We start from the raw sequence: 21,782 nt of genomic DNA, 5'->3' as shown, positions 1-21,782 counted from the left end.
CACCTAACTATTAATGCAAAGGTTTCGTAGTTACCTTTGATACCTAGTAGGGTCAGGTATACCTACTTTTTTAAAACCGAGTTTTCGATACTCGCAAGCATCACAAAATCCACAAGCATCGCCATTATTATCCGCTTGATAGCAGGTGGTAGTCAATGAGTAGTCCACACCTAATGACAACCCTTTTTGAATAATTTGCGCTTTGTGTAAATCAATAAGCGGTGTGTGGATAGTAAGTTTTTTTCCTTCAACACCTTGTTTAGTGGCTAAATTCGCCATAATTTCAAAGGATTTAATATATTCTTTACGACAATCTGGATAGCCCGAATAATCCAGCGCATTGACACCAATAAAAATATCTTGGCAGTCTAGTACTTCAGCCCAAGCCATAGCATAAGATAAAAAGATGGTATTGCGTGCAGGCACATAAGTCACAGGTATTCCATCACTAGGCTTAAATTTAGGCACTTCAATGGCGCTATCAGTCAATGCAGAGCCACCAATATCGTTTAAAGAGATACTCATGGTTCTGTGTTCTATGGCACTAAACAGTTCAGCAACTTGTTTGGCTGAGTTAAGTTCTGATTTTTGTTTTTGTCCATAATCAAAACTTAACGCATAACAATCCAACCCTTGGGATTTGGCGATGGCAAGCGTGGTAGTGGAATCTAAGCCACCTGATAAAAGAATAACAGCTTTAGACATTTGCGAGATTGCCTTTTTCTTCCAGCCATTTTTTACGATCAGGAGCACGCTTTTTGCTAAGCAACATATCCATCATTTGAAAAACTTGTAGTGGGTCGTCTAATGTTAATTGAATCAATCGGCGTGTATCAGGCAACATTGTAGTTTCACGAAGTTGCGAAGGATTCATCTCGCCTAGACCTTTAAAGCGTTGAACCTGTATTTTAACGCGTTTGTTTTCTTTTTCAAGTTTGTTGATAACACTGTCTCTTTCGCTATCATCTAACGCGTAATGAACTTGTTTGCCTGCATCAATTCGATATAGTGGTGGCATAGCAACATACACATGTCCTTCTTTAATCAATTTTGGAAAGTGTTTGACAAATAGAGTGCAAATTAATGTAGCAATATGTGCACCGTCAGAGTCCGCATCCGCCAAAATACAAATTTTCCCATAGCGCAGACCCGACATATCTTCATTGTTTGGCTCTAAACCAATTGCCACACTAATGTCATGTACTTCATTACTAGCCAATACTTGCTCTGAATCTACTTCCCATGTGTTTAGAATCTTGCCTCGTAGTGGCAAGATTGCTTGATATTCTTTATCTCGTGCTTGTTTGGCGGAACCACCCGCAGAATCACCCTCAACTAAAAACACCTCGCTTTGACTTAGGTCGTGACTGATGCAATCTGAAAGTTTTCCGGGCAAGGCAGGACCACTAACGATTTTTTTACGCACCACTTTCTTGCCTGTTTTTAGGCGTGACTGTGCATTCATGATGGCTAATTCAGCAATCTTCTCAGCCACAGAGGTATGTTGATTAAGCCAAAGACTAAAGGCATCTTTAATTGTATTGGCTACAAAACTGGCACACTCTCTGGAGGACAATCGTTCTTTGGTTTGTCCTGAGAATTGTGGGTCTAAAATTTTAATAGACAACACATAAGCGATTCTTTGCCAAACATCATCTGGTGTGAGTTTAATATTTTTTGGTAGTAAATTTCTAAATTCACAAAACTCTTTTAAGGCGTCTGTTAATCCAGAGCGTAGCCCATTGACATGGGTGCCACCTTGAGAGGTGGGAATAAGGTTAACATAACTCTCACCAATAACATTGGTGTTGAACTCAGTCCATGCCAGTGAGCAGTTTAGTTGTTGTTTTTCAGATTCATAATTCACCACAAATGGCTTCTCTGGCAAGCAGTCCAAGCTATCAAGTGAAATTGACAGATAGTCTTTTAAACCATCTTTATAAGTCCACTGGTTTTTGGTTTCATCTATTTCGTTATGGAAGGTAACTTTTAAACCTGGGCACAATATTGCTTTTGAGCGTAAGTTATGTCTGAGTTTGCTAACAGAGAATTTATCTGAGTCAAAAAATTTCCCATCTGGCATAAACTTAACTTTAGTGCCGGTATTACGCTTACCAACTGTACCAATCACTTCAAGCTCAGTTTTTTTAAGACCCTCAGAAAAGCTAATGTAATGTTCTTTAGCATCGCGTTTAATCCAAATCTCCACTAAAGTTGATAGTGCATTAACCACCGAAATACCTACGCCATGCAAACCACCAGAAAATTGATAAGAATCGTTTGAAAATTTACCACCGGCATGAAGCTTGGTTAGAATAACCTCAACACCAGAGCAACCTTCTTCAGGGTGGATGTCAACTGGCATACCACGACCATCGTCTTCAACTGATAAAGAGCCATTTTTGTAAAGTACCACATTGATTGTAGTCGCATAACCAGCAACGGCTTCATCGACACTATTATCAATAACTTCTTGTGCTAAATGGTTTGGTCGCTCAGTCTCGGTGTACATTCCTGGGCGTTTACGCACTGGGTCTAAACCTGATAGTACCTCAATGGATGATGAATCATAGTTGTTCATTTGTTATTTAATACCTAAGAATATTTTGCGAAGTATCATACCAAAAAAAACCCCGTAAAAACGAGGCTTTCTTTTTAATTTTTATTTACAAGTATTTTTTTATTCTACAAGGCGAGTTTTGAAATTGAGCAAGGAGTTTAACAAATCTAAACGACTAAGCAATTTTAAAATTCAACGCCGTAGAATAACAAAAAACAAAGTAAAGAATTACATCATGCCACCCATGCCACCCATATCTGGAGTAGGTGCAGTAGACCCAGACTGAGGAATTTCGGTAACCATTGCCTCGGTGGTAATCATTAGACCGGAAATACTAGCTGCATGCTGTAAAGCAGCACGCGTTACTTTAGTTGGGTCTAAGATTCCCATCTTCAGCATATCACCGTACTCATCTGTGCCAGCATTGTAACCATAGTTACCTTTGCCGTTAGCAACTTCGTTTAATACAACAGAAGGCTCACCACCACCATTAGCAACGATTTGACGCAGTGGTGCTTCCATAGCGCGTTTAACAATATCAATACCGATATCTTGGTCATGATTGTCACCTTTTAGTTTATTTAATGTACTAATAGCACGAACCAAGGCAACACCGCCACCAGGTACAACACCTTCTTCTACGGCAGCGCGCGTTGCGTGCAAAGCATCATCAACACGGTCTTTCTTCTCTTTCATTTCCACTTCAGTAGCAGCGCCAACTTTAATTACGGCAACGCCACCAGAAAGTTTAGCCAAACGCTCTAAAAGCTTTTCTTTGTCATAGTCAGAAGTTGTTATCTCCATTTGTGTTTTAATTTGCGCAATACGACCATTGATTGCTTCTTTAGAGCCAGCACCATCAACAACAATAGTAACCTCTTTTCCGACTTCAATACGCTTGGCACCTCCTAAGTGATCTTCAGTGATAGCTTCAAGTGACAAGCCAATTTCTTCAGAAATTACCTCACCACCTGTCAAAACAGCCAAATCTTGTAAGATGGCTTTACGACGATCACCAAAACCAGGTGCTTTAACAGCAGCGACTTTAACAATACCACGCATATTGTTGACCACTAAGGTCGCCAACGCTTCGCCTTCAATGTCCTCAGCAATAATCAACACAGATCTACTAGACTTTTGTGCCAATTCAAGCGTTGGTAGTAAATCACGAATATTTGAGATTTTTGCGTCGTGTAATAGAATGTATGGATTGTCCAAATCAGCAGTCATCGCTTCTTGGTTATTCACAAAGTAAGGTGATAGATATCCACGGTCAAACTGCATACCTTCAACCACATCTAATTCGTTATCAAAACCTGAGCCTTCTTCAACAGTAATAACACCTGCTTTACCTACTCTATCCATTGCTTGAGCAATAATATCACCAACAGAGGTATCTGAGTTAGCAGAAATAGTGCCTACTTGTGCAATTGCCTTAGTGTCATCACAAGGCTGAGATAATTTGCGCAATGCTTTTACTGCAGCTTCTGCGGCTTTATCTATGCCACGCTTAAGGTCCATCGGGTTCATGCCTGCAGCAACAGACTTTACACCTTCGGTCACTAGCGCTTGCGCCAATACGGTTGCAGTTGTTGTGCCGTCACCTGCGATGTCATTGGTTTTAGAAGCAACTTCTTTCACCATTTGCGCACCCATGTTTTCGAATTTATCTTCTAGTGTGATTTCTTGTGCAACCGATACGCCGTCTTTAGTGATCTGTGGACCACCATAAGATTTGTCTAAGACGACATTTCTGCCTTTAGGTCCTAAGGTTACTTTTACTGCATTAGCCAATATATTAACACCGTCTAACATTGCATTTCTGGCTTCTGAGCCGAATTTAATATCTTTTGCTGACATTTTAATCTCCTTTATTTAATTACAGCAACAATGTCGCTTTCAGTCATTACTAACAAAGTTTCACCATCTGTTTTAATTTCAGTACCAGCAAATTGAGTAAATAAAACTTTGTCACCAACTTTAACATCTAAGGCGATGTTATCGCCATTGTCATTTTTTTTGCCATTGCCTGTTGCAATAATAACACCTTCTAAAGGTTTCTCAGCTGCTGCATCAGGAATGATAAGACCACTTGCAGTGGTTTTTTCTTCTTCTATTCTACGGATAATCACACGGTCGTGAAGGGGGCGGATATTCATTTTTTACTCCTAGTATTTATTTTTTAAAGATAAAATGCAATGCTTAAGCTTTTTCTAAAGAACTTTTTACTTGTTGCATGGCTTTGTTTTCAAGTTGGCGAACTCTCTCAGCAGAAACACCATACTTGTTAGCTAAAGTATATAGGGTCGTTTTTTCTTCTTTCAAGTACCTAGACTGTAAAATATCCAAACTTCTTTCGTCTAGTGTAGAAAGTGCTTTGTAAAGTTGCTGTTGTTGGTGTTTTTGTGTGTCATCACTAAGTAATAATTGCTCAGGTGTTTTCGTGTTGGTGTTGGTTAAATAGCGTTCTGGCGCTGAATTGTCTTCATCATCTGAGATTTCAAATGTAACATCATTAAATTGTAAGCGTGATTCCATTTCCAGTACATCTTTAGGGCGTACACCAAGTTCATCAGCAATTTCCTGTGCTTGTTTCTCATTTAATGATTGATAAATATTTGCTTTTGCCTTCTTAAGCTTGAAAAATAATTTGCGCTGTGCTTTAGTAGTAGCAACCTTAACAATCTTCCAGTTTTTAAAAACAAACTCGTGAATCTCAGCGCGAATCCAATAGACTGCATAAGAAGCAAGACGCACATTTTTATATGGGTTAAACTTCTTAACTGCCTTCATTAAACCAATGGTGCCTTCTTGGATTAAATCCGCTTGCTCTAAGCCATAACCCTTGTAGCCATGTGCGATAAAAGCCACAAAGCGTATATGTGATAATACTAACTTTCTAGCAGCGCTTAAATCGTGGTTTTCGTATAGTTCAACGGCCAAATCATGCTCTTCTTGTGCTGATAAAATCGGTGGGTACTTCTGAACACTAACATCTTGCGTGTTGGTGCTAAAAGTTTGAATAGTGGGTAGTGCAAAATTTTGACTCATAACATTAAAAAAACAATAAAATAGGCTGATATTATACTATCATTAGTGCTATCCAATAAGGGCTTTAAGTAAATCCTGATGTTTAATTGATTGTTGCTCAATGTTTAGGCGTTGTGAATGGATAATGGTGGATAACTCATTAAGTGCAATATCAAAGTCATCATTAACCACCAAATAATCAAATTCGTCATAATGTTGCATTTCACTAACAGCGTCTTTCATTCTGCGCTCAATAATTGTTGGATTGTCTTGCCCTCTATCGGTTAAACGCTCTCTTAGCGCCTCAATAGAAGGTGGAATAATAAAGATACTAATGATACCTGAAAAAAATTTTTCAACTTGTCTGGCACCTTGCCAATCAATTTCTAAAATAACATCTTGATTTTGTGTGAGTAAGTCTTTGACCGTTTGTTTGGCGCTACCGTAGTGATTATCAAATACACAGGCTGATTCAATAAAACCATTGTTATTATTGATTTCGTCAAATTCATTTTTAGACACAAAGAAATAGTTTTCTCCATGTACTTCACCTGAACGAGCTGCACGCGTGGTGTGCGAAACTGATACGCAAAGATTTTTCGTTTTTTCAATCAGTGCTTTAACTAAAGAGGTCTTTCCGCAACCAGAAGGCGCAGCAACAATAAATAGATTTGACATTACTCTTTTGTATAGCCTGCAATGTCATCGGCGCCATCTACTGAAAAGAAAAACTTTTCCATTTGTTCTTTTAGATAGCTTTGTGCGTTTTCATCAAGCATATTAAGGTTGTTTTCGTTGATTAGCATAGTCTGGTGGTCTAACCATTGTTGCCAGCCTTGCTTAGAAACATTAGCTAGAATGCGTTGACCCAGCTCACCTGGATAGGGTGCACGCTCTAATGCTTCAAGTTCTTTGTTTAGTTTTACACATTGGATAGTATTCATAAGTGTTTTGCCTTGATACCTAATAATCTTAAACTTGTAAAATAAATGATAGCGGAAGCACTGATAATACTAGCAATTGTTAGTATTCTGTGCCATGCATCGGCATTCAAGTAGTAATTAATATCTTGGTTAAAATTTAAAATAAAGATGACCATTATAAGTGTTGCCAGCAAAACTTTAAAAAACATTTTTAAAAAATTTTGAGAAAATGTAAAAATATTACGTTGTTTTAGATAGTAATAAAGCAAAGATGCGTTGATAACAGCCGACAGCGAGGTAGCAACTGCCAAACCCATATGTGCATAATAATAAGCAAATATAAGGTTTAAGAATACATTGGCTATCATTGCTATCACACCAACTTTAACGGGTGTTTTAATATCACCCCTAGAGAGAAAAACAGGTGCCAGTATCTTAACCATAATAAATGCCATTAGTCCTGCACCGTAAGCCATTAGACTAAGTGATGATTGGTGTGCGGCAAAAGCGCTAAATTCCTCATATTGAAACAAGGTAACGATTAAAGGTTCTGCTAGCAATACAAGTCCTAGGCAGGCGGGTGCACCAAGGATTAAGCCGATTTTGAGTGCGTAATCAACTGTGTGGGTAAATTTATCCTCATCTTTATTGGCAAAATGACCACTAAGCTTTGCTAAAGCCACTGTTGCTAGAGCGATACCAATAAGTGCCAAAGGTAATTCTAGCAATCTATCAGAGTAATATAACCAAGAAACGCTGCCACTAACCAGTACTGTGGCAATCATAGTATCAATTAGTAAGTTGATTTGAGATACTGAAACGCCAAATAGGGCGGGTAGCATGCGTTTTTTAAGGGTTTTTATAGCCTTATGGTCGCCATGTACTAAGCGTGGCATCTTTTTGATTTTGAGTAGAAATGGAATTTGAAATAACAATTGTACGATACCGCCAATTAACACCCCCCAAGCCAATGCCATAATTGGTGTATCTAAGTGTTTTGATAAATAAACTGCACACAGAATCATTGAGATATTTAATAACACTGGAGTGAAAGCAGGCACAGCAAACTTGTCGTAAGTGTTTAAAATACTACCTGAAAAAGCGGTTAATGAGATTAACAATAAGTAAGGAAAAGTAATTCTCAACATATCTGATGCGAGATTAAACTTAGTGGGATCAGCATCAAAGTAAAAACCCCATGCAAATATAAAGATAATAGCAGGAGCGATTAGTACAGTAATCACAGTTAAGATGATTAAAATTTTTAAAAACTTAGTGCCGATATGATTAATCATATCTTGTACTTCTGCTTCGTTGTGATTAGCTTTAGCGTTTGCTAAAATAGGTACAAAAGCTTGAGAAAAAGCGCCTTCACCAAATAAACGCCTTAGGAAATTAGGAATTCTAAAGGCAACTAAAAAGGCATCTGTTAAGTCATTTGCGCCAAAATATCGTGCCACAAAGTAATCACGCGCCAAGCCCAATATGCGTGATAAAAAGGTCATCATAGTGACAATGCTACTGGACTTTAAAAAAGACCTGTCCATATTTAGCTAAGGTTATTCCTCGTTAGGTCCACGCATAATGCCAGTTTTTGAACTGCGGATGCATTTTACGAATTGCATAACTTCTTTATGGTCAGACTCAGTTTTTTCCAGCTCTTTAAGTGATTGCTCAAGCAAACCAGAGCTACGATAAACCACCTTAAAGGCGCGTTTTATAGCAGCAATAGCATTGGGTGAGAAACCACGCCTGCGCATGCCTTCGGCGTTAATACCGCGAACACGAGTTTGTACACCTGATGCCACCATATAAGAAGGAATGTCTTTGTTAATTTGGCAGCCCATGCCAATATAAGTATGCATACCAATCATGCAAAATTGTTTAACCAAGGTAAACCCACCTAAAATTGCCCAATTTTGTATGCGTACATGCCCTGCAAGTGAGGCGTTGTTTGACATAATGATATGGTCACCAATCTGACAGTCATGTGCAATATGCACATATGCCATTAATAAATTGTTAGAACCCACACGGGTAATAGACTCTTCTTTTTCTGTGCCACGATTAATGGTGCAAAATTCACGAATTTGGTTTTCATCACCGATAATTAAGTTAGAATCTTGTCCAGCTTCATAAGTGATATCTTGTGGGTCGCCACCAATAGAGGCAAATGAATAAATATGGTTGTTTTTACCAATTTTGGTTGGACCTTGTACAACTGCGTGAGACTCAATAATAGTACCTGCATCAATCTCTACATTCGCACCAATGACAGTGTATGCGCATATTTCAGAATTTTTATGGATTTTTGCACTAGGGTCAACAACTGCACTTTCATGTATTGCCACGAGACTCTCCTTTAATCAGCTGCTTTTTGTGTGCACATTAACTCAGCAGTGGTAACTATTTTTCCATCAACTGTAGCACTACATTTGAACTTCCAAATACCGCGTTTAACGGTCGTAACTTCCGCTTTAAGGTGTAATTGGTCACCGGGTTCAATCATGCGTTTAAAACGCACTTTGTCCACGCCAACTAGCATATAAATTTGACCCTCAATAGGTTTACCAACTTCAGATTTAAACGCCAAGATTCCTGTGGCTTGTGCCATAGCTTCAATGATTAGAACGCCTGGCATAATCGGTTGATCAGGAAAATGTCCAGTAAATTGCGGTTCGTTGAACGAAACATTCTTCAGTGCAACAATAGACTTGCCAACTTCTATCTCTAAAACTCTGTCAATGAGCAAGAAAGGGTAGCGGTGTGGCAAGTAATTCTTAATTTCTTGAATATTCATTTCCATAATTTTATTTACCCTTTTTTAGATTTTTAAGCTTAATATTTAGATACTGGGCGATTTTATCAAGTTTTAACAACCACATTTGTGTTCTTTTCCAATTTGAATGCAGAGAAATAGAAGTAAAGCCCGTGTAATGACCTTTATTTAGATGCTTATCTACCGTGCTTGAGCCAGTTACAACGGTATCATCTGCTAAATGCATGTGACTGGCAATCACTGAGCCACCGCCGATTTGACAACGCTTGCCCAATATTGCACTACCGCCAATAGTAACGCCAGCGGCAATCGCTGTGTCTGCACCTAAAATAACATTATGAGCGATGTGCACTAAGTTATCAAGGCATACACCATTGTGGATTTGTGTGTCTTCTAATGTGCCTCTGTCAATAACTGTGTTTGCACCAATAGTAATATTATTGCCAATTAGCACATTACCTAGATGAGCAATTGCATGCCAGTGACCTTGTTTATCTAGCGCATTACCAAAGCCTTCTGAGGCAATTACCACGCCTGCAGAGATAACTACATTGTTGCCAATTGTGGTATTTTGCAAGATAACCACATTGGGTTGTATGGTGACATTATCACCAATTGTAACGCCTTGCTCAATTGTTGTATTTGCACCTATAGTACAATTTTTGCCAACAATAACTTCTTCGCCAATAGTGCAACTATCGGCGATATTTTTACTGTTAATTTGAGCGCTAAGATGGATACCATTAAGATGATTGGATTGTTGTTTGAAATAATGTGTAATTTTGGCAAAAGCCAAGTAAACATTGTCAACCACAAGAGCATTTGTAGAGCAGTCATCTAACAAGTCCTTGGTTAAAATCACCGCACTAGCATTTGAATTGAGCAGGTCTAACTTATACTTACTATTTGAAATATAAGTTAGTTGGCCTTTTTTCACCTTAGAACTAGCAGACAAACCGTTAATTTCTAATGATGCATCGCCAATCAATTCAGCATCAATAAAACCAGCAATGTCTCCTAGTGTATACATTATTCAGACGATTTAGAAATTTGTGCCTATGGTGAATTCAAAAGTACTGGTCTTATCACCTGCTTTCTTTATAAGTGGTTGAGCTGCATATACACCTAATGGACCAACTGGCGTTAACCAAATAAACCCAAGACCAACAGATGCACGGAAATCATTAGTGCTAAAAGCAACCTTTTCACTAACACCGCCTGCATCAACAAACGCACTCACGCGCATATTTTTACTGTCTTCCATAAAGGTAACTGGCGAAACAATAGAAGCGCTCATTAACATGGACAGCTCACCGCCTCTTGCTTTGTTATTAAGGTATGTTGCACCAAGAGAGTTAAAATTAAAGCCACGTACAGAGGAAGCACCACCACCATAGTAACGCTCAAAGAATGGCAATTCTTTGCCACCGTAACCTTTTGCTAGGCCTATTTCAGCACTAGTTTTAAGTGTTAAATTTTTAGTAAGTGAACGATAACTTTTATGTGAGGCATCAAATTTATAGTATTTAAAATCAGCAACGGGTAGTGTTACACTGGCTTTAAGGTTATTACTATCGCCCTTGGTTGGAAAATTGTAATCATCAAGCGTGTTGTTGCGCCAGTTTATACTTAGTTTAGCTTCAGTCTTATCGTTACTAGAACATTGGGCTTGCTCATAATCAACACCTGAAAAAGTTGTGCCACAAGTGATTTTTCTAGAAGAGAGTCTAAGGTCTACACCAATACGAGTATCTTTTGTAATTGGAATACCGTAACCAATACTTCCTCCTTTTTCATTCACTTTATATTCTTCAACTTTAAGTTCTGAGCCTTCTGTTTTCTTATTAAATATACCATAACTGATGCTGTGTTTATCTTTGGTAAAGTAAGGGTTGGAAAAGTAGATGTTTAGCTCTTTTACCGCTTTTGATTGTGATGTTGAGGCATTTAGCGTGTTACCTGTGCCAAGGAAGTTTTTTTCTTCTATGCCAAGATTAAAAGAAGCGCCGGTGCTGTTAGAATTAGACAAGCCAACAGAAAAAGTTCCTGTTTTAGCTTCTTCTACCGAAAAACTTAGATTAATTTTATCGTCAAAACCTCTAAGTTTAGAAACTTCCATTTTTACATCAGAAAAGAAGCCAAGACGCTTAAGTTTATTAATTGATTCTTCTAGTTCCTCGTTTGAATACAGTCCGCCTTCGTAAATACCGATTTCTCTACGCACAACTTCATCTTGTGTTCTGGTGTTGCCAGTAATAGTAATGCGGTTAATGTAGACTTTTTTATGTGGCGATACTTTGAATTTTAAGTTAATAATATGGGTGGCTTCCCCTTCAGAAGTTAGCGCATCTATTTTAGCAAAGGCATAACCTTGATTGGTGTAAATATCAGTGATAGCCTTAATGCTATCAATAATTTTTTTACGCTCAAATACATCGCCTGTGCTAATAGTTAGAAGTTCTGACAAACTTTCGCTAGATTCATCCAGCATATTGCCTGTAAATTCAATTTTACCAACTTTGTATTTGGAGCCTTCATTGACTTGAATATCAATATCAATGCTTAGTTTATCCTTAGACAGTTCACTCTTAACATCGCTCACTTTAAAATCAAGATAACCAAGGTTGAAATAGTGTGATTTTAGCGTTTCAATACCTGCATCAAGTGCAATTTTAGAGTAGTGGTCTTTTTCAGTGAAGTAATTGACAATGAAAAAATCAGGTTCACCAATTTGGAACAGATTAAGTAAAGTCTTTTCTTTTTGCACTTTGTTTCCATTAATATGCATTGATTTGATGCGTGCAACCTCGCCCTCAGAAATGTCAAGTTCAACACCAACTCTATTACTGCTATCAATTTCAATTTTTTCAGTAATTTTAATACCGTAATAACCTTTACTAATGTATGTCGCCTTTAACTGTTCAATGAGTTTAGCTAGTTGTCTTTTATTAAAAATTTTACCGGGAGTTAGATTCATGCTAGATAAAACTTGTTGAAGTGCGTCGTCGTCAATGACTTTTTCTGATTGGTTGAGCAAATCAACATATTTAATATGTGGATTTTCTATGACTGTGATTGTTAAAGTTTGGTTGGCTTGACTTACTTCAATATCTTTAAAAAATTGCGTCTTATAAAGACTACTAATGATTTTTTTTGATGTTTGATCGGTGTAATTATCACCTGTTTCAACTGGCAAGTAACTGAGTACTGTGCCTCGAGAAATAGCATCAAGACCTAAGATTTCAATGTTTTTAATAGGTGCTGAGATTGTAAGTGAAGATATTAACAAGCTTGACAGTAAAGCAAATTTAAGAATGATTTTTTTCATGTTTTAAAAGCCCAAAATAAAGTGAAATGTTAGCGCAAAATTATACAGTGAAATTAAAGCTTAATGTTGTTTGTGAGAGTGTCCTGCATCCTTCAATCTTGTAAGGTAGCCACTCCATAGTTTATCTTGTTCTGTAGCCAGTTTGTAAAGGTGTTCCCAAGAATAAATGCCACTATCATGGTCATCACTAAAAAATAAAACAATAGCGTAATTTCCTGTGGGTTCAATACGACTAATAGTGACATTCTCTTTGCCTACTTGCAAGGTCTCTTGACCTGGGCCATGTCCCACCACCTCGGCAGAAGGGGAGTAAACTCTTAGATATTCAGCACTCAGTGGATATTTCGTGCCATCAAAGGTAAGTGTAAGAAGGGTTTTGGTTTTATCTAAAGTGATATTGCTAGGTGTTTGCATAAAAGTATTAATAAAATAAATTAGACGATATTTTAAGTCATTAAGTAGATAAAATATCACTCATGTTGATTAAGTTTACAAAAATGCAAGGCTTGGGGAATGATTTTATGGTGATTGATGCCATTAATCAGAGTGTGTCACTCTCTAAAACGCAAATCAAACAACTCTCCGATAGGCATCTTGGGGTGGGTTTTGATCAATTGCTACTAGTGGAGTCGCCAGAAAATAAAGAAAATGACTTTAAGTATCGTATTTTTAATGCTGATGGTTCTGAGGTGGAGCAATGTGGCAATGGTGCAAGGTGTTTGGCTCGATTTGTGATTGAAAAAAGTCTAACCAAAAAAACCGCTATAACTGAAAGCGCTGCATTTAAATATAGCGTAAAAAATACAATTCTTGTAGAAACAAAAAAAGGTGTAATTAGGGTAGCCGTTGCAATGAGCGGAATTTTTGTTGATATGGGGAAGGCAATTTGGAAACCAAAAGACATTCCATTTAATCAATTAAAAAATGAAAACGCTACCCACACTGTCAATGGATATCAAGTTGGCGTGGTTTCAATGGGTAATCCGCATGCAGTGTTGATCGTAGATGATATCAACCAAGAGATTGAATCTATTGCAAAAAAAATACAGAATTCTGGGGATTTTCCAGATGGGGTAAATGTAAGTTTTGTGCAAATTACTCATGAATTCAAGGTTAAACTTCGAGTTTATGAACGCGGAGTAGGGGAAACACTCGCCTGTGGCAGTGGTGCTTGTGCAACTGTGGCGTATTTAGATTTGATAGGCAGGGTTAATGCTAAAGATAAAGATATCATTGTTGACTTAAAAGGAGGGGTGTTGTCAATTGGCGTTAACGAGGGAGATAGAATCCTTATGTATGGTCATGCCGAATTTGTATTTGAAGGGCAGGTGAAGGTCTAACAACCTACGGAAAATACTTGTCTATCTTCGAAGCGAATTGCACTTAATTGAGCGCCGAGAGCTTGACCCCAAACACAGCCATGATCCATAGGGTAGATATGTGGCGTGTTAATGGCGGATAGGGTGGACCAATGACCAAAAAAGATATCGGTATTTGTCAGTATTCTATGTTCGTGTAAAAACCAAGCTTTAAAGCCTATTGGTGCAGTATTTTGCCCCATTTTATGCTCAAATTCTAAAGTGCCATCTGCGCGACAAAAACGCATACGCATGCAAGCATTAATGGTATAGCGACAAGCCTCCATTTCCTCTAAATCAAGATGCCAAGTGTGTGGAGAATTGCCATACATTTGGTTGATAAAACCCTCTGCATCGGATTTTTTTAAGTGTTTTTCAACTGTAAAGGACTGAGATAAAAGTGTGTTTTTATCCCAGTTAGGGGGGGACACCTGCGTGTAGTAAGAGTGCATTTTTATGTTCAATCACTAAGGGTTGTTGTAACAAAAAATCGATCAATGCCACTTTGTCTTTGGCGTTTAAAATATCGCTAAAAGTATCTTGATTACTGGGGGTTTTATCACCCAGAGCACAGGCTAATAAATGAAAATCATGATTACCCAACACCATTTGGGCGTTTTCAGATAAATCTTTGATAAATCTTAAGGTCTCAAGTGATTTGTTGCCACGATTAACCACATCCCCTAAAAAAAACAATTGGTCTTTATCGCTAGAAAATGCTACTTTTTTAAGTAATTTTTGTAATGAATCAAAACACCCTTGAATATCACCAATTAGATAATCGCTCATTGTAATGTATAGGGCTTACTTAGTACGAATTCTGCGATTTCAACACTAAAATGTTCACCCGTGTCACTAATCATATGATATTTTCCTTTCATCGTACCTGTTGGTGTTTTAATCATTGCCCCAGAAGTGTACTCAAAAGACTCGTTAGGCAGTAAATGTGGTTGTTTACCCACCACGCCTTCGCCAATCACCTCTTCTGTGTATCCAGTTTCATCTTGGATAAACCAGTGTCTGCTAATTAACCGTGAACCAATTTCTCCTTGATTACTAATAGTGATTGTATAGGCAAAGGCGTATTGACTATTGAAAGGAATGGTTTGAGCTTCTATAGGGGTAACTTTAACAGTAATTTTAATGTTGTTTTTCATAATATTATTCCGTATGTGTAAATGCCTCATATGCATCAGCTAAGACAATAAAATCTTCCACTGCAAGCATTTCAGCGCGTTGTGATAAGTCGATGGTTGTTTGTTCTTGTAACAGCAAAGATTTTAAACAATTTCCAAGGGTTTTTCTGCGTTGAGAAAAAGCTGCCTTGACGATTTTCTCAAAAATCTCAGTATTACTAACTTTTGATGGCGCTAAGGGTTTGAGATAGACAATGGCAGAATCCACCTTTGGCGCAGGTTCAAAAGACTCAGGTGGCACGATAAAAATTAATTCAACTTCAAAAAATGCTTGCATCATCACACTCAGGCGCCCATAAATTTTCGAACCATTTTCAGCTACCATTCTTTTTACGACTTCTTTTTGTAACATAAAAGTCATATCCACCACTTTGTCTCTGTTTTCAAGTAGATGAAAAAGTAGTGGCGACGAGATATTGTAAGGCAAATTTCCCACCACACGAAGGGGTGTTGTCAGGGTGCTTAGGTCAAATTTAAGCGCATCACCTTGATGAATAACAAGGTTGTCTTTGTTTAAATTGTTCAACACAGCGATCAAATCTTCATCAATTTCAATAACATTTAGTTGTTTGACGCGTTCTAATAAAGGCAGCGTCATTGCACCTTGACCAGGACCAATTTCAAGTAAATTATCATTAAACTTTGGTGCGATAGTGGCGACAATATGCTCAATAACGCTGTTATCAGTTAAAAAGTTTTGTCCAAAACGCTTTCTAGCTTTATGCTTACTCATAATTTAGACGCTATAAAATTTTGCGCAGTTTTTAACGCAGTATTAAAACTACCCAGACTTATATTGCCTGTACCAGCAAGATTAAGCGCTGTGCCGTGGTCAACTGAAGTACGAATAAAGGGCAAACCCAAGGTAATATTAACGGCTTTTTTAAAACCCAAGGTTTTTAATACCGGTAAACCTTGGTCGTGATACATTGCCAATACGCAGTCCACGCCTTTTAGCGCATCAGCTGTAAAAGCAGTATCAGCGGGTACGCTACCAACAAGATTTAGCCCCTGTTTATTGAGTTTCTTAATCAAAGGATTGATGATTTCAATTTCTTCAGAGCCTAAATATCCATCTTCACCTGCGTGAGGATTGAGCCCACAGATAACAATCTTAGGATTTTGCAGACCATAATTCTGCAAGGACTTGTGAATGATATTTAGGGTTTTTTCTAAAGAGTCGGCTTGTATGTGCTTTGATACTTGATTTAGTGGCAGATGTGTTGTTGCTAATGCCACTCGCAATCCATCGGTTGCCAACATCATTACGGTTTTGTCCACGCCTGAGAGATGAGCCAGATACTCAGTGTGACCACTAAAGTTAGGGTAAATGCCTGATTGGTTGATAATGCCTTTGTGTAGTGGTCCAGTTACAAGCGCTTGAGTGTTGCCATTAAGGCAATGCTGTGTGGCCAAGTCCAATGTTTTTAACACATACTCAGCATTGTTTTTATTCAGCGTACCAGCAACGACTTTATCGGCTATTTTAATAGGGTAGACGCATAATGTCTGAGCATTAGAAGTTGATTCTGATTCACTGATTTTAAGGGTTAAATTAAGGATTTTAGCTCGATGTAGTAACATATCAGGATCGGCAAAAACCAATAAATCTTTTTTAGATTTTTCTTGCGCGTGAATCACTGCTAAATCAGGCCCTATTCCAGCGGGTTCGCCAGGGGTAAATGCAAACATTGCTTAATTAATATATTAAAAAAACTCTAATTATAAAAGGCAAAGCCCGATGAATTAAGGTTTATCAAATAAAATAGTGATAAAAAACAGAGTAAATATTGTAAAATAACGAGGTTCGGATATTTGCTACACCTAAAGCTACACCTAAATTATTTTAATAAGATTAACTATGAATTCATCAATTGCTCTTTTGACTACACTGGCTTTATTACTGTCACTTCCTGCTTTAGCGGAATCATTTAATCAAGATCCTAGTCAACATTCAAAAAATTTTAATTCAACTTATAATATCCAACAAGTATTTGGACGCTCACTTGACAAGAGGGCGCTTTTAGGTGGTAAAGTTATTTCTTCTGCCCAAGTGACTTTATCGGCACAAGTTTCAGGCGATGTGTTGACAATTAACGGCAAAGAAGGGGATATGTTTAAGCGGGGCGCTATTCTAATAACGCTTGAGCAAGAATCTATTCAAGCACAAAGAGACGCGGTTTATGCAGAAATATCTTCCGCTAATGAGGCGTTAAGAAATGCTGGCGTGCAATATTCTCAATCTATTGTTTCTCCAAATTCAAGCAGTATGTTTGGCGGTATTCCAGGTATGTTCTCAATGTTCACAGACCCAATGGTGAAAATGAGTGGGAGAGGCGATCCTGCTTTTGATAAGTTTGCCAATCGTACTTCACGCTATACCAGTTATCAACAGGCGAAAAACAAACTAACACAAGCACGACTTAAGCTTAAGCAAGTAGAAGAACGCCTAAAGGATGCAAATGTTGTTGCGCCTTTTGATGGTGTTATTGTGGTTAAGAATGTTGATCAAGGTGATATTGTGCAGTCTGGGCAAGTGTTGATGAAATTTGCCAATATCAAAAAATTACAAGTTGAGTTAAATGTACCTTCGCGCTTGATAACCAGTTTAAAACTCAATAAGAAATACCGTATTAAATTAGACATGGTAAATGTTGTGGTTAATGCAAAACTCTCACAAATTTATCCAATTGCCGATAACAACAAACACAGTGTTAAAGTGAAATTTGACTTACCTGAGAACCTACCAGTCTTAGCAGGTGCTTATGCAGAAGTAGAAATTTTTGAAACAGATTCAGGTCCACTAACACCCATTATTCCAGAAACGGCAATTATGTGGCGTTCTAGCTTACCAAGTGTGTTTGTTGTCAATCCACAAACCAGTAAAACTGAATTGAGGTTTATACGCCTTGGTGAGCAAATCAGTGATTATCAAAAAAGTGTTTTATCTGGTTTAAAGATTGGTGAAAAAATCGTTATTAATCCTAGTATTATGATGATTTCAGGGATGGATATTTAGTAAGCTCTTTACATAATTATGAATAACCATCAAAATACCATTTTTCATACAGGGGACTTATGAAAAAACACGAACACATTGATATCTCTAAAGATAAGAATATCGATAAAGATATAATTTTAGATGACTTAAGAGATTACGAGTTGGGCGTTGCTGGCAAGTTAACTAAGGCTTTTATCACCTCCCCATTGTCTATTATTTTATTCTTTGCTATGCTTGGCGCTGGCATTATTGGACTTATCTCCACACCACGACAAGAAGACCCGCAGATTTCTGTACCACTCATTGATGTTTTTGTTGAATATCCAGGTGCTTCTTCGGAAGAGGTGTCTAATATTGTGGTTAAACCATTAGAGCGTCTAATGTCTAATATTTTAGGGGTTAAGCATGTATATTCAGTCAGCGATAAAGGTCAGGGTATTGTTACCATTGAGTTTGATGTAGGGCAAGAAATGACAACTTCTGTTGTCAAGGTGCGTGACAAAATGTTGGCAAATCTTGACTTTATGCCGCCAGGCGCTAGAACACCACTGGTTAAACCAAAAGAAATTGATGATGTGTCTATTGTTAATCTTACCTTATGGTCAAAATCACTTGACGATGGACAGTTACGCTCCTTGGGCTTAGAATTATTACAACAACTTGGCAAGGTTCCAAATACCAACAATGGCTTTGTTGTTGGTGGACGCAAAGAGATTTTCCATATTGATATTTTTCCTGGTCGTTTGGCGGGCTATGGTATTTCTATTCAGCAAATCTCAAACACTATTGGCAGTGCAAATGTTAGTTCACATACCGGTAATATCGAGTTAAACGGCTACAAAATGGAGGTTTATTCAGGTGACTTTTTTAAGAAAGTTGAAGACATCGAGAATTTAGTGGTTACAGTAAATGATGGAAAGCCTGTGTATGTGCGTGATATTGCAGATGTGTATTATGCGCCAGAAGAAGCACACCACATGGTTAATCACTATAGTGGTGTTGCCAGTCAAGACAAAATCAAAGCAACAGGTGAGCAGGCAGTAACCATTGCTATTGCAAAGAAGTTTGGTACTAATGGTGTTAAAGTTGCTAACGATATTTTGGCTAAAGTTGAAGAATTGAAGGGGCGCCTTATTCCAGATAATGTTGAAGTTAGCGTTAGCAGAAACTATGGAAAATCTGCTGAAGACAAGGTTAATTCATTGATCAAGAAACTCTTTATTGCTACTGGTGCTGTGACTTTATTGGTTTGGTTTGCACTTGGTATTCGCCCTGCAATTGTAGTGACACTGGTAATTCCAGTTGTATTATTAATGACTATTTTCTCAGCGTGGATGTTGGGCATGACCATTGATAGAGTGAGTTTATTTGCGTTGGTTTTCTCTATTGGTATTTTGGTGGATGATGCAATTGTTGTCACTGAAAATATTTACCGACGCTGGCTGATTGACAACAAAATTACTATTGCCACTGCGATTGATGCAGTGCGTGAAGTGGGTAATCCAACAATTTTAGCAACCTTTACTGTGGTTGCTGCCCTGATTCCAATGGCAGCAGTAAGTGGTATGATGGGCCCGTATATGGTACCAATCCCAGTATTAGGATCGGTAGCAATGATGTTCTCGTTGTTTGCAGCATTCGTATTTACCCCTTACTTCATTATGAAATTTGTGCCACCAATAGGTGTATTGCACAAGATGCATGCAAAAGAAGAAAGAGAAGGTAAGGTATTGCACGCATTCTTTCATTCAACTATTTCTAAATTATTCAGTGTTAAAGTTTATGGAATGGGTTTCTTAATTGGCTTGGTAATAACATTTTTCTTGTCAATGTCAATGTTTTATACCACAGCAGTGCCAGTGAAGATGTTGCCATTAGATAACAAATCAGAGTTTGGTGTATCGCTTGATATGCCTGATGGTAGCGCATTAGCGAACACAGCATCAACACTACATAAGATGGCACAAATACTACGCAAAATGCCAGAAGTCGTGTCTATTCAAACTTATTCAGGAACAGCCAAGCCATTTGATTTTAACGGCTTAGTGAGGCATTCTTATTTAAGGCAAAAATCATCAGAAGGCGAATTGCAAATCCAATTAGTGGATAAAGGTGAGCGTGAGCGTTCAAGTCATGAAATTGCACTTGAAGCTCGACAATTAGTTCAGCAAGTAGCACTTGATGTTGGTGCTAATTATGCTGTGGTTGAAATGCCACCTGGACCACCAGTATTGCGTCCAGTGGTTGCAGAAGTATACGGACCCGATAAAGCAACGCGTCGTAAGTTAGCCAATGATTTAACTAAAATGTTTAAAGCCTCAGGCACGATGACAGATGTTGATAATTTGATGCGTGATGAGTATCCAGTGATTAACTTCCAAGTAGATACCGCAAAAGCATCGCGTTTTGGCGTAAGTGTGCAGGTCATTAAAGAAACCTTAGCAATGGCAATGAGCAGTTTTAATGTGACTACGATTCGCCTCAAAAATGCGCTTGAACCTTCGCGTGTTCGTATTAAAATACCATTGTCTAAACGCTCACAACTGTCTTATTTGACGCAATTACCAGTGCCTTCACAACATGGTGGCATGATTCCAGTTTCTGAATTGGGTTCTTTTGTTTATAAGAAACAAGATGATTTGATTTTCCACAAGGACTTAGCGGATATTGAGTATGTTTTAGGTGAGCCAATAGGGCGCTTAAGTGCGCCAATCTATGCAATGTTTGGCGTTGATGATTTGTTATTAGATTATAAAACGGTTAATGGTAAGCAACTACAAGGTGAGTATTTAGGGCCACCAAAAGATCAAACTGTGCCAAGTTTTGAATGGACTGGGGAATGGACGGTTACTTATGAAACTTTCCGGGACATGGGCAGTGCATTTGCGGTAGCATTGGTGGTTATCTATATGTTGGTTGTTTGGCAATTTGGTAATTTCATCGTACCAGCAGTAATTATGGCACCAATTCCGCTGACACTATTGGGCATTGTGCCAGGGCATTGGTTACTTGGTGCAGAATTTACCGCCACTTCAATGATTGGTTGGATTGCTTTAGCAGGCATTATTGTGCGTAATTCAATCTTATTGGTAGACTTTACGGTGCAAGAATACGCCAAAGGTGTGCCGTTCTTTGATGCAGTGGTAAATTCTTGTGCGTCAAGAACGCGTCCTATTATGATTACTGCTTTTGCACTTGTTGGCGGTTCAAGCGTTATTTTGTCTGACCCAATCTTCCAGGGCATGGCTATTTCACTATTATTTGGTGTGTTAGTGTCAACCGTGTTGACCCTAATCGTTATTCCGTTGGGCGCGCTATCTGCAGGCGAGGCATCTTTTCGTGGTATTGCTATTAGTATGGGTTTATTATCAGATGATACTAATTCTGATGCAAAATACAACATTGAAAAAGAAGCGTCAAAGTGCAATAAGGATAATGCCAAAGAATGGATTAAAAGCACATTGTCTAAGAATAACAAAGCTGCAAAAGATCTAAATAAGAAAACCAATCAAAATGACGGTAAGAAAACAACTGTTAAGTCTGAAAAAATTGACACTAATGGTTTTCTCAAAAAAGAAGATAAAAATGATATGTAAATTCGCATCAT

General features: G+C 38.1%; 21 protein-coding genes. 3 read left to right on the top strand and 18 right to left on the bottom strand.

Annotation, left to right across the window (positions count from 1 at the left end):
* Nucleotides 1-30: 30 nt before the first annotated feature.
* The 13 genes from queC to BAZSYMA_RS05805 all read right to left on the bottom strand — a co-directional run bounded on the left by queC (nucleotide 31) and on the right by BAZSYMA_RS05805 (nucleotide 13,034).
* A complete protein-coding gene (gene queC / locus BAZSYMA_RS05865; protein WP_090716630.1) occupies nucleotides 31-705 on the bottom strand; it encodes a 7-cyano-7-deazaguanine synthase QueC in 675 nt (224 codons plus the stop codon).
* Complete coding sequence (parE, locus tag BAZSYMA_RS05860) at nucleotides 698-2,581, bottom strand: DNA topoisomerase IV subunit B (RefSeq protein ID WP_090716628.1); 1,884 nt, start codon at nucleotides 2,579-2,581, stop codon at nucleotides 698-700. Before parE ends, queC begins: the two co-directional genes overlap by 8 nt.
* A gap of 207 nt (nucleotides 2,582-2,788) precedes the next feature.
* Nucleotides 2,789-4,420 (bottom strand): chaperonin GroEL, encoded by a 1,632-nt coding sequence (gene groL, locus BAZSYMA_RS05855; protein WP_090716624.1) that lies wholly within the window; start codon nucleotides 4,418-4,420, stop codon nucleotides 2,789-2,791.
* Between the two features lie 11 nt (nucleotides 4,421-4,431).
* Nucleotides 4,432-4,719, bottom strand: coding sequence for a co-chaperone GroES (locus BAZSYMA_RS05850; RefSeq protein ID WP_090716621.1), 288 nt, complete (start codon nucleotides 4,717-4,719; stop codon nucleotides 4,432-4,434).
* Nucleotides 4,720-4,762: 43 nt separating this feature from the next.
* A complete protein-coding gene (gene rpoH, locus BAZSYMA_RS05845; RefSeq protein WP_090716618.1) occupies nucleotides 4,763-5,611 on the bottom strand; it encodes an RNA polymerase sigma factor RpoH in 849 nt (282 codons plus the stop codon).
* 48 nt (nucleotides 5,612-5,659) lie between these two features.
* Nucleotides 5,660-6,268: a guanylate kinase gene (gene gmk / locus BAZSYMA_RS05840; RefSeq protein WP_090716616.1), complete on the bottom strand. Its 609-nt coding sequence runs from the start codon at nucleotides 6,266-6,268 to the stop codon at nucleotides 5,660-5,662.
* Nucleotides 6,268-6,534 carry an oxidative damage protection protein gene (locus BAZSYMA_RS05835; RefSeq protein ID WP_090716614.1) on the bottom strand — a complete coding sequence of 89 codons (267 nt, stop codon included), beginning with the start codon at nucleotides 6,532-6,534 and terminating at the stop codon, nucleotides 6,268-6,270. Before BAZSYMA_RS05835 ends, gmk begins: the two co-directional genes overlap by 1 nt.
* Complete coding sequence (murJ, locus tag BAZSYMA_RS05830; protein WP_090716612.1) at nucleotides 6,531-8,060, bottom strand: murein biosynthesis integral membrane protein MurJ; 1,530 nt, start codon at nucleotides 8,058-8,060, stop codon at nucleotides 6,531-6,533. The genes BAZSYMA_RS05835 and murJ overlap by 4 nt, the downstream gene beginning before the upstream one ends.
* A 12-nt stretch (nucleotides 8,061-8,072) precedes the next feature.
* Nucleotides 8,073-8,864 carry an acyl-ACP--UDP-N-acetylglucosamine O-acyltransferase gene (gene lpxA / locus BAZSYMA_RS05825; RefSeq protein ID WP_090716611.1) on the bottom strand — a complete coding sequence of 264 codons (792 nt, stop codon included), beginning with the start codon at nucleotides 8,862-8,864 and terminating at the stop codon, nucleotides 8,073-8,075.
* Nucleotides 8,865-8,875: 11 nt separating this feature from the next.
* Nucleotides 8,876-9,319, bottom strand: a complete 444-nt coding sequence (fabZ, locus tag BAZSYMA_RS05820; protein ID WP_090716609.1) for a 3-hydroxyacyl-ACP dehydratase FabZ — start codon at nucleotides 9,317-9,319, stop codon at nucleotides 8,876-8,878.
* Nucleotides 9,320-9,323: 4 nt separating this feature from the next.
* The gene (lpxD, locus tag BAZSYMA_RS05815) at nucleotides 9,324-10,322 is read right to left on the bottom strand and encodes a UDP-3-O-(3-hydroxymyristoyl)glucosamine N-acyltransferase (protein WP_090716607.1); all 999 of its coding nucleotides are present in this window, start codon (nucleotides 10,320-10,322) and stop codon (nucleotides 9,324-9,326) included.
* Nucleotides 10,323-10,334: 12 nt separating this feature from the next.
* On the bottom strand, nucleotides 10,335-12,620 hold the full coding sequence (bamA, locus tag BAZSYMA_RS05810) for an outer membrane protein assembly factor BamA (protein ID WP_090716606.1): 2,286 nt from the start codon (nucleotides 12,618-12,620) through the stop codon (nucleotides 10,335-10,337).
* A 60-nt stretch (nucleotides 12,621-12,680) separates the two neighbouring features.
* Nucleotides 12,681-13,034: a gamma-butyrobetaine hydroxylase family protein gene (locus tag BAZSYMA_RS05805; protein ID WP_090716632.1), complete on the bottom strand. Its 354-nt coding sequence runs from the start codon at nucleotides 13,032-13,034 to the stop codon at nucleotides 12,681-12,683.
* A gap of 62 nt (nucleotides 13,035-13,096) precedes the next feature.
* On the opposite strand from BAZSYMA_RS05805, the gene dapF reads away from it, so the two are divergent.
* Nucleotides 13,097-13,960, top strand: a complete 864-nt coding sequence (dapF, locus tag BAZSYMA_RS05800) for a diaminopimelate epimerase (protein WP_090716605.1) — start codon at nucleotides 13,097-13,099, stop codon at nucleotides 13,958-13,960.
* Here the strand turns inward: dapF and BAZSYMA_RS10415 are convergent.
* The 5 genes from BAZSYMA_RS10415 to pdxA are packed head-to-tail and all read right to left on the bottom strand — an operon-like array spanning nucleotide 13,957 to nucleotide 16,866.
* A complete protein-coding gene (locus BAZSYMA_RS10415) occupies nucleotides 13,957-14,430 on the bottom strand; it encodes a hypothetical protein (protein ID WP_241502572.1) in 474 nt (157 codons plus the stop codon). The two genes, dapF and BAZSYMA_RS10415, sit on opposite strands and share 4 nt — an antisense overlap.
* Complete coding sequence (locus tag BAZSYMA_RS10410; protein WP_241502570.1) at nucleotides 14,396-14,767, bottom strand: metallophosphoesterase; 372 nt, start codon at nucleotides 14,765-14,767, stop codon at nucleotides 14,396-14,398. The genes BAZSYMA_RS10415 and BAZSYMA_RS10410 overlap by 35 nt, the downstream gene beginning before the upstream one ends.
* Nucleotides 14,764-15,135 (bottom strand): Co2+/Mg2+ efflux protein ApaG, encoded by a 372-nt coding sequence (gene apaG, locus BAZSYMA_RS05790; RefSeq protein ID WP_090716602.1) that lies wholly within the window; start codon nucleotides 15,133-15,135, stop codon nucleotides 14,764-14,766. The genes BAZSYMA_RS10410 and apaG overlap by 4 nt, the downstream gene beginning before the upstream one ends.
* A 4-nt stretch (nucleotides 15,136-15,139) precedes the next feature.
* Nucleotides 15,140-15,907 carry a 16S rRNA (adenine(1518)-N(6)/adenine(1519)-N(6))-dimethyltransferase RsmA gene (rsmA, locus tag BAZSYMA_RS05785; RefSeq protein WP_090716600.1) on the bottom strand — a complete coding sequence of 256 codons (768 nt, stop codon included), beginning with the start codon at nucleotides 15,905-15,907 and terminating at the stop codon, nucleotides 15,140-15,142.
* Nucleotides 15,904-16,866: a 4-hydroxythreonine-4-phosphate dehydrogenase PdxA gene (gene pdxA / locus BAZSYMA_RS05780; protein ID WP_090716597.1), complete on the bottom strand. Its 963-nt coding sequence runs from the start codon at nucleotides 16,864-16,866 to the stop codon at nucleotides 15,904-15,906. The genes rsmA and pdxA overlap by 4 nt, the downstream gene beginning before the upstream one ends.
* 169 nt (nucleotides 16,867-17,035) lie before the next feature.
* Here pdxA and BAZSYMA_RS05775 point away from each other — a divergent pair, with 169 nt between their 5' ends.
* Together BAZSYMA_RS05775 and BAZSYMA_RS05770 are read left to right on the top strand one after the other, a co-directional pair.
* Nucleotides 17,036-18,193 carry an efflux RND transporter periplasmic adaptor subunit gene (locus BAZSYMA_RS05775; protein WP_090716594.1) on the top strand — a complete coding sequence of 386 codons (1,158 nt, stop codon included), beginning with the start codon at nucleotides 17,036-17,038 and terminating at the stop codon, nucleotides 18,191-18,193.
* 59 nt (nucleotides 18,194-18,252) lie between these two features.
* On the top strand, nucleotides 18,253-21,771 hold the full coding sequence (locus BAZSYMA_RS05770; RefSeq protein WP_090716591.1) for an efflux RND transporter permease subunit: 3,519 nt from the start codon (nucleotides 18,253-18,255) through the stop codon (nucleotides 21,769-21,771).
* Nucleotides 21,772-21,782 lie beyond the last annotated feature (11 nt).

Source organism: Bathymodiolus azoricus thioautotrophic gill symbiont (assembly GCF_001298715.1).
In the GTDB taxonomy this organism is placed as follows: Bacteria; Pseudomonadota; Gammaproteobacteria; order PS1; family Pseudothioglobaceae; genus Thiodubiliella.
The sequence above is the reverse complement of the archived record's forward strand: the minus strand, read 5'-3'. Positions and strand labels throughout refer to the sequence as shown.

Bases quoted from the DNA above. Each gene is read 5' to 3' on its own strand.
- queC (WP_090716630.1), bottom strand. From the start codon at position 705: ATGTCTAAAGCTGTTATTCTTTTATCAGGTGGCTTAGATTCCACTACC.
- parE (WP_090716628.1), bottom strand. From the start codon at position 2,581: ATGAACAACTATGATTCATCATCCATTGAGGTACTATCAGGTTTAGAC.
- groL (WP_090716624.1), bottom strand. From the start codon at position 4,420: ATGTCAGCAAAAGATATTAAATTCGGCTCAGAAGCCAGAAATGCAATG.
- BAZSYMA_RS05850 (WP_090716621.1), bottom strand. From the start codon at position 4,719: ATGAATATCCGCCCCCTTCACGACCGTGTGATTATCCGTAGAATAGAA.
- rpoH (WP_090716618.1), bottom strand. From the start codon at position 5,611: ATGAGTCAAAATTTTGCACTACCCACTATTCAAACTTTTAGCACCAAC.
- gmk (WP_090716616.1), bottom strand. From the start codon at position 6,268: ATGTCAAATCTATTTATTGTTGCTGCGCCTTCTGGTTGCGGAAAGACC.
- BAZSYMA_RS05835 (WP_090716614.1), bottom strand. From the start codon at position 6,534: ATGAATACTATCCAATGTGTAAAACTAAACAAAGAACTTGAAGCATTA.
- murJ (WP_090716612.1), bottom strand. From the start codon at position 8,060: ATGGACAGGTCTTTTTTAAAGTCCAGTAGCATTGTCACTATGATGACC.
- fabZ (WP_090716609.1), bottom strand. From the start codon at position 9,319: ATGGAAATGAATATTCAAGAAATTAAGAATTACTTGCCACACCGCTAC.
- lpxD (WP_090716607.1), bottom strand. From the start codon at position 10,322: ATGTATACACTAGGAGACATTGCTGGTTTTATTGATGCTGAATTGATT.
- bamA (WP_090716606.1), bottom strand. From the start codon at position 12,620: ATGAAAAAAATCATTCTTAAATTTGCTTTACTGTCAAGCTTGTTAATA.
- BAZSYMA_RS05805 (WP_090716632.1), bottom strand. From the start codon at position 13,034: ATGCAAACACCTAGCAATATCACTTTAGATAAAACCAAAACCCTTCTT.
- dapF (WP_090716605.1), top strand. From the start codon at position 13,097: ATGTTGATTAAGTTTACAAAAATGCAAGGCTTGGGGAATGATTTTATG.
- BAZSYMA_RS10415 (WP_241502572.1), bottom strand. From the start codon at position 14,430: ATGCACTCTTACTACACGCAGGTGTCCCCCCCTAACTGGGATAAAAAC.
- BAZSYMA_RS10410 (WP_241502570.1), bottom strand. From the start codon at position 14,767: ATGAGCGATTATCTAATTGGTGATATTCAAGGGTGTTTTGATTCATTA.
- apaG (WP_090716602.1), bottom strand. From the start codon at position 15,135: ATGAAAAACAACATTAAAATTACTGTTAAAGTTACCCCTATAGAAGCT.
- rsmA (WP_090716600.1), bottom strand. From the start codon at position 15,907: ATGAGTAAGCATAAAGCTAGAAAGCGTTTTGGACAAAACTTTTTAACT.
- pdxA (WP_090716597.1), bottom strand. From the start codon at position 16,866: ATGTTTGCATTTACCCCTGGCGAACCCGCTGGAATAGGGCCTGATTTA.
- BAZSYMA_RS05775 (WP_090716594.1), top strand. From the start codon at position 17,036: ATGAATTCATCAATTGCTCTTTTGACTACACTGGCTTTATTACTGTCA.
- BAZSYMA_RS05770 (WP_090716591.1), top strand. From the start codon at position 18,253: ATGAAAAAACACGAACACATTGATATCTCTAAAGATAAGAATATCGAT.